Source organism: Butyrivibrio sp. (assembly GCF_024699075.1).
In genome coordinates, this window is record NZ_JAILQF010000178.1 from 1 (window position 1) to 6,911 (window position 6,911).

At 36.3% G+C, this 6,911-nt stretch carries 6 protein-coding genes and 1 pseudogene; 4 read left to right on the top strand and 3 right to left on the bottom strand.

All coding sequences use genetic code 11. The annotated features are described in order from the left end of the window. Positions 1-144: 144 nt before the first annotated feature. Positions 145-534, bottom strand: a complete 390-nt coding sequence (locus tag K6G87_RS06975; RefSeq protein WP_296835309.1) for a restriction endonuclease subunit S — start codon at positions 532-534, stop codon at positions 145-147. A gap of 211 nt (positions 535-745) precedes the next feature. On the opposite strand from K6G87_RS06975, the pseudogene K6G87_RS06980 reads away from it, so the two are divergent. The 4 genes and pseudogenes from K6G87_RS06980 to K6G87_RS06995 form a co-directional block, all read left to right on the top strand. Beyond that, positions 746-1,249, top strand: a pseudogene (locus tag K6G87_RS06980) (restriction endonuclease subunit S); the annotation flags it as partial. Between the two features lie 11 nt (positions 1,250-1,260). Next, positions 1,261-1,776, top strand: a complete 516-nt coding sequence (locus tag K6G87_RS06985; RefSeq protein WP_296835311.1) for a restriction endonuclease subunit S — start codon at positions 1,261-1,263, stop codon at positions 1,774-1,776. After that, positions 1,776-2,306, top strand: coding sequence for a restriction endonuclease subunit S (locus tag K6G87_RS06990; protein WP_296835319.1), 531 nt, complete (start codon positions 1,776-1,778; stop codon positions 2,304-2,306). Before K6G87_RS06985 ends, K6G87_RS06990 begins: the two co-directional genes overlap by 1 nt. Before the next feature lie 26 nt (positions 2,307-2,332). Further along, positions 2,333-3,268 carry a site-specific integrase gene (locus K6G87_RS06995; RefSeq protein WP_296835313.1) on the top strand — a complete coding sequence of 312 codons (936 nt, stop codon included), beginning with the start codon at positions 2,333-2,335 and terminating at the stop codon, positions 3,266-3,268. A gap of 66 nt (positions 3,269-3,334) precedes the next feature. On the opposite strand, the gene K6G87_RS07000 is transcribed toward K6G87_RS06995, so the two are convergent. Continuing rightward, on the bottom strand, positions 3,335-6,289 hold the full coding sequence (locus K6G87_RS07000) for a type I restriction endonuclease subunit R (RefSeq protein WP_296835315.1): 2,955 nt from the start codon (positions 6,287-6,289) through the stop codon (positions 3,335-3,337). 42 nt (positions 6,290-6,331) lie between these two features. Continuing rightward, the coding region (locus tag K6G87_RS07005; protein ID WP_296835317.1) for a restriction endonuclease subunit S at positions 6,332-6,911 on the bottom strand (580 nt) is incomplete at its 5' end.

The window sequence follows — 6,911 nt, forward strand, 5'->3', positions numbered from 1 at the left end:
GTGTTATGGTTTATCTGTCCATCCTTTATATTATTGGATTCAAGATAAAAATGTCCCTCTTCAACATAATATGGAGTAGCAGTTCCAACGAAGGCATTTCCAATGTCTTTGTATATATCCGATAGCTTACGCTGTTCCCAAGATTCAAATGCTACATTTTTCATTTATAGACTTACGCTGATGAAGAGTGATAAGGTTATCGAGTTCATCTAATGCCTTAGCAATTTTCTTCTGCTCCGGTACTGATGGCATGAGCATCTGGCACTCACATAACTTGTCATAATAGAAGTATAGACGTACACTTCCTTCCTGAAGTCGTTCTATCCATTTTGGAAATTCATCTGATTTAAACCAATGCCAAAGAAATCTATCATCGACATAATCAGCTGTTTGGAAAACCTCATAAAGTGAGCTAACAATCACGTTTTCAGAGCCTTCATAGTATCCAATAGATCCAACATTTATTCTTGCTGGGTTATACGCAAAAGAGTTTGGCATTACAATATTGTATGCTTTTCTATCGGTATCTTTCATATATCCAAAGTCATCATGAGCTTCACTTTGGCGAATAAATCCATGCTCGTTTGTAATAGCATATGGTTCAAGATCAAGGTTATCCTTGTTACGTTTGCCAGCATTCCATGTAAAATCTGAGAACTTACGCTGTTCCCAAGAAAAAGTAAAATAGGTTTATACTAATATGATGCAATGAAACAAAAGCTAAACGGAATTTTGGGAACAGCGTAAGGTTGCTGAGATTACTAAATTTCATAAGCAAGGATTTTATACAACAGAGGATTACAACGAAAATAAGAAATATTATTTGTTAAGAGGTACAGATCTTACCGAGAATAAATTAGTGTTGAAAGATACACCAAAGATTGATGCTACAGAAAAAGATTATGCTGCGTTTAAAACTGAATTAGGTGATTTTCTTATAGTTAGAAGTGGAACTGTAGGAACATATGGCATTGTAGATGTTGATATTCCAGCGATTTTTGGTTCTTACTTAATAGATTTTAGGTTTGATATGGAACAAGTAACTAATGAGTTTTTTGGATACTTTTATCAATCAAACCTATTTAAATCACAGCTCAATAAAATAATCCAAACATCGGCTAACACAAATATTAATGCTGAAAATATTAAGTCAACAGTAATCTCATTGCCATATCTGGATGAGCAAAGACAGATTTCTATTTATTTAGGAAAAATTGACAACCTTATCACCCTTCATCGGCGTATGTAAAAAAACAGCTTTTGCTCAACCAACAGACAATCCTGCCGAAAACATTTTCTTGGGAACAGCGTAAGCTTGGAGAAGTACTGAAATATGAGCAGCCTGGACCATATATTGTAAGCAGTACAGACTATGACGATAGTTATGAAACACCTGTATTAACTGCTGGACAATCATTTATTCTTGGCTACACAGATGAAACTGAAGGGATTAAAAATGCAAGTCCCGAGGAACCAGTAATAATATTTGATGATTTTACTACATCATCACATTTTGTTGATTTTTCCTTTAAAGTCAAGAGTTCAGCAATGAAGCTTCTCACCTTAAGAGATACATCAGATGATATTTACTGCGTTACGAATATTCTTCAAAACTTGAATTATGTTCCTTCAAGTCATGAACGACATTGGATATCTATTTTTTCAGATTTCGATGTTTTGATACCAAAGAGTAAAGACGAGCAAGCCAAAGTAGGAAGTTACTTTAGAAATCTCGACAACCTTATCACCCTTCATCAGCGAAAGCTGTTTTCTTAATATTAACTTGGGAACAGCGTAAGTTGGGAGAAATTGGAACTGCAAAGTCCGGAATAGGCTTCCCGGATGCTGAACAAGGTGGGGCAGAAGGCATTCCATTCTTCAAAGTATCAGATATGAATACTGAGGGAAATGAGAATGAACTTGTGGTTGCAAACAATTATGTCACTGAGGAACAAATCAGCAGAAAAAAATGGAATGTGATAGATGATGTTCCTGCAATTTTCTTTGCCAAAGTTGGAGCTGCTGTAATGTTGAATCGCAAGCGTTTAGTGCGTTTTCCGTTTCTTTTGGATAATAACACGATGGCATATGTTTTTAATAAAGGCATATGGGATTGCGACTTCGGAAAAACACTTTTTGAAACGATAGATTTAACAAAGTTAACGCAGGTTGGAGCTTTGCCTTCATACAATGCATCTGATGTTGAAGATGTATGTATTAGCATCCCAGATAGAACTGAACAAGAAGTGATTGGCAAGTATTTCAAACAGCTTGACAACCTTATCACCCTTCATCGGCGTGTGTGAAACTATTACGAAAGGAGGGCTTACATATGCATACAACGATAGTTGATAAAAGCGATATGCTATTTTGCGATTATTACAAGCAATGGATTTCTGTATATAAAGAAGGCGCCATTCGACCTGTCACAATGAACAAGTATTACATGGCACATCAATGGCTTCTGAAACTAATTCCAGAATTAGTAATTAGCGATCTTGATCGAATTTCGTATCAAAAGCTCCTCAACGACTATGCCATAGATCACGAGCGCCAGACCACAATGGATTTTCACCATCACCTAAAATGCGCAATCCTGGATGCAGTTGATGAAGGCTTGATTCCACATGACCCTACAAGGAAGGCTATTATTAAAGGCAAACAACCTCGAGATAAGAAGCCCAAATACCTCAATCAATATGAGCTGCATAAGTTACTGGACGATCTAGATTTATCAGATTCTATTAACATGGATTGGCTTATTCTTCTCATTGCAAAAACCGGAATGCGTTTTTCTGAGGCATTAGCATTAACTCCAAAAGATTTTGATTTAAGTCATCAATTGCTCTCTGTCTCAAAAACGTGGGACTACAAAGGAAAAGGAGGTTTTTTGCCTACCAAGAACCAGTCTTCTGTTCGCAAAATACCTCTTGATTGGCAAACAGTCATCCAATTTGCAGAGTTAATCAAACATTTACCAGAAGATAAGCCCATTTTCATCAGTAAGAAAGTTTACAATTCTACAATTAACGACCTTCTTGCTAGACACTGTCGCAATGTCGAGGTTCCTATAATATCAGTTCATGGATTACGTCATACCCACGCATCTCTCCTACTCTTCGCAGGCGTATCTATAGCAAGTGTTGCCAGAAGGTTAGGGCACTCTAATATTACAACCACTCAAAAGACCTACCTTCACATCATTCAGGAACTAGAAAGCAAAGATATCGACATCATAATGCGGTCATTATCAAATTTGAACTCATAAACCCATTGCACACGTCGATGAAAAAAAGCTTGCAGACTTTTTCCTGTCTGCAAGCTTTTATTATCATCAAAGTAATGGAGCAATAACTGTCATCAACTCTTCCTTAAAATCTCGAATTAATGCACCATTAAATTTAAACTTAGGCAACGCATCCTCTGTAGCTTCTTTATACGCTGCGTAATCTGCATTTTCCTTCAACTTATTCTCATTTGCAAGTTCACCATCCTTGAAGTTATAAGCCTCATACTTGACATCTTCAAAATCAATAAACCACTTATCAGCAAATTTCTCAAGTTCCTTATCAATAGCTGTATAACGCATCTGATTGATAATTACTGACATATCTTGTCCCATGAACTTAGTCTTATCACTTTCAATTTCATCAAGTACCTGCATGAGAATTCCACTAAGTCCTGGATTATCTTCTGCATACTCTTTGACAATTTCACGAAGTTCTAATAACTTGTGTTCAAATTCAGCCTCATCAAAATCTTCATCTTCTGGTTTCAAGAAATCAACAAATCCCTGAAGCAATTCTACGATATACTCAAAATCAATCTTGAATTTATTGAAAGCCACTAAATCATAATCATCTGTAATGATTGGGTCATCTGGATTTTCAGGCTTATCCTTTTTCAAAAGTTCAACAATATTCTTGTATGCCGCAGCATAATCCTCATAATCATTCTGACTAAACTCAAACTTCTTCATCAAATCCGGAGTATAGGTAGAGAACGATTTTAAATGAGCATAGTCATGATCCAGATCTCTAAATAAACGTATAAATGTCTTCATCTGCTTTTTTGAAAGATTAAGAGTATGTGCAGGTGTCGGAGCAAAAGTTCTAATTGTCTTCAATGACAAATTAAAATTCTCCAACACTGTATCCCAATCCTCTGCTATTGCCTTACCAAATCCACCTTTAGAATACAGTATTAATGCATCATTAATTTTCTTCTTATATTCCTTAGGCGAGCGGAATGTAACAATTTGACCATACTCCTTGTTTGTATCGAACAATCGATTCGTACGTGAAAACGCCTGAATCAGTCCCTGTGGACTCATTGGAGGTCTATCAATAAACAGTGTGGATAAACACGGTGCATCAAATCCAGTAAGCAAACGGTCTACAACAATAACCAAATCAATCTGCTGATCTCTGTCTAAGTAACGTTTCTCCTTTCTTGCAAGGCGGTCATTCAAGTTATTATTATATGCATTCAATCCTTCCAACTGATATCTAGTACCAAAAACACCGTTATAATAAGCTAGTATCCGTCGCATTGCATCTTGGTTAGCCTGTGAAGATTCATCGTTTTCTGAAACAGAGAATGTAACCGCAACCTTAGGAAAATCAGGGAATGCACGCTTAATCTCCTCATTTATCTTAAGCTCGTCCTCATCATTCTTTATTTTCATAATAAAATCATAGTATTTCTGTGCAGTCGCAATAGACTCAACTGTAAGCATAGCTTCATATGATTTACCTCGGCCATTCTGCATACCAAACTTTGCAGTTGATTGATTAAGAATAATATTAAGGACATTTCTCATATGATTTTCACTATGATAATATGCCTCTTCCTCGTCTGGCTTTACATCCTTGGGTCCAAGATTCTCGACATTGAATCCCAAAACAGCCCCATCATGAATCGCTTCTTTAATGGTATAACTATGCAAACATGGGCCATATAATTCTTCTGTAGTCTGAGCCAAATCACCTTTCTGCTCATATTTATTTTCTTCAAAAATAGGAGTTCCAGTAAATCCAAACCAAATAGAATTACTGAAAAATCTCTCTATCTCACGCTTGGTTTGAGGTGTCACAGCTCTATGACATTCATCTACAACAAAGGCAACTTTCAGTGAACGAATCTTTTCATATTCTTTTGTACCTTCCTGTAAACGACGATTTATCATTACCTGCATTTTTTGTCTTGTGGTAACTATCATCTGGCGATTGTCATCCGCAAGTCTCTTAATTAAGCTACCCACATTTTCGGTATCATCTACGTCAATCGTATCGTTATCTGCATAAGACTGGAACGCACCTTTTGTCTGCATATCCAAATCTTTTCTATCAATCAAGAATACGGTTTTCTCAATTGATGGAATATCCATCAAAAGATTTCTTGTAGCCTTATAAGAGGTCATGGTTTTACCTGATCCTGTTGTATGCCAGATGAAACCAGATTTTCCAGACTTAGATGCCGCTCTCATAGCTTCAATCGCATGAATCTGATATGGTCGTAAAATAAGAAGTTTCTTCTTATCATTATCCAAAACTGTATACTTTGTTACCATTTCATGCGCCTTAGGAATTCGTAATACATCCTTTGCAAACTCAATATAATCGCATACAGGTATATTTTCTTCATCAATCCAACCTGTTAAGAACTTTTTATTCAATTCTGTATCACGAGCGGCTGAAAAATACTTTGTATCTACAGCATTACTTACTACAAACATCTGGACATTTGAAAAAATCCCGTGGAATTTACCTTCAGCAATGTACTTCTTAATCTGTCTATAGCCATCAATATAAGGATGTTCCTTATTCTTTAATTCAATGTGAATCATCGGAATACCATTAATGAGAAGGCTAACATCAAATCTTCTATCTCTGCTTCCAGCATCTTCCTCATCCTTAAAAGCCTGATACTGATTGATAACCTCGTATACACTTGTACCTCCGGCAATATGTTCGTTATTCATAACAACAAGGTGTAATGTTTCATTGCCTCGCTGTACATGAACATATACTTTACCATTCTCACCTACCAACCATTTGCCAGCATCATAAAATGATGCATGCGATAAGTCATTCTTTACCTTAGCAAATTCAGACTCGCTAAGTGGCTGATCATCAAGTTTCGCCTTATTATTCTGTTCAAGAATATATTTGAAATTTTTCCAAAGATCCTCCTCGGTTCTAATATCAGGGCGATATGTCCACTGAGAATCTTCGCTACAAAGCTGCTCTATAAGCCTTTTCTCCAATACAGATTCTAACTCCGCCATACTACACTTCCTTCCAATATTGATATATCTTCACTTCTAGTTTTATTTTGCTGGAAACATGTTCTGCAACATATATTTCTTAACATCCTTTAATTCATCACACTTACGCTGATGAAGGGTGATAAGGTTGTCGAGGTCTCTAAAAAATCCAGCAATCTTCTTCTGCTCACCATATGAAGTTACATCCACAACAAATTCCTGTATCTCAGACGCAAGGATATGTTTAATGGTATTACCTGTTGTGATGTTTTCTATTTTCTTTTTTGACTTGGTTGTCTGGTACTGATAATTCAAAAAATAAGGTTCTATTTCAGCCTTCGGATTTCTGAACATAATAAGCGCATGAGCTGCTGAACAGTCCAGTTCTTCTGGGATTACAGCTGCATGACCAACGTGTCCAGATTGAACCATAACCATATCGCCAGTATGTAACCACTTATCTTTTTGCTTCTCATAAAACTCATCGTTAATAAACACTTCGGTGTTATGGTTTATCTGTCCATCCTTTATATTATTGGATTCAAGATAAAAATGTCCCTCTTCAACATAATATGGAGTAGCAGTTCCAACGAAGGCATTTCCAATGTCTTTGTATATATCCGATAGCTTACGCTGTTCCCAA

Excerpts from the sequence above, each read along its gene's own strand:
- K6G87_RS06975 (WP_296835309.1), bottom strand. The coding sequence starts at position 534 with ATGAAAGATACCGATAGAAAAGCATACAATATTGTAATGCCAAACTCT.
- K6G87_RS06995 (WP_296835313.1), top strand. The coding sequence starts at position 2,333 with ATGCATACAACGATAGTTGATAAAAGCGATATGCTATTTTGCGATTAT.
- K6G87_RS07000 (WP_296835315.1), bottom strand. The coding sequence starts at position 6,289 with ATGGCGGAGTTAGAATCTGTATTGGAGAAAAGGCTTATAGAGCAGCTT.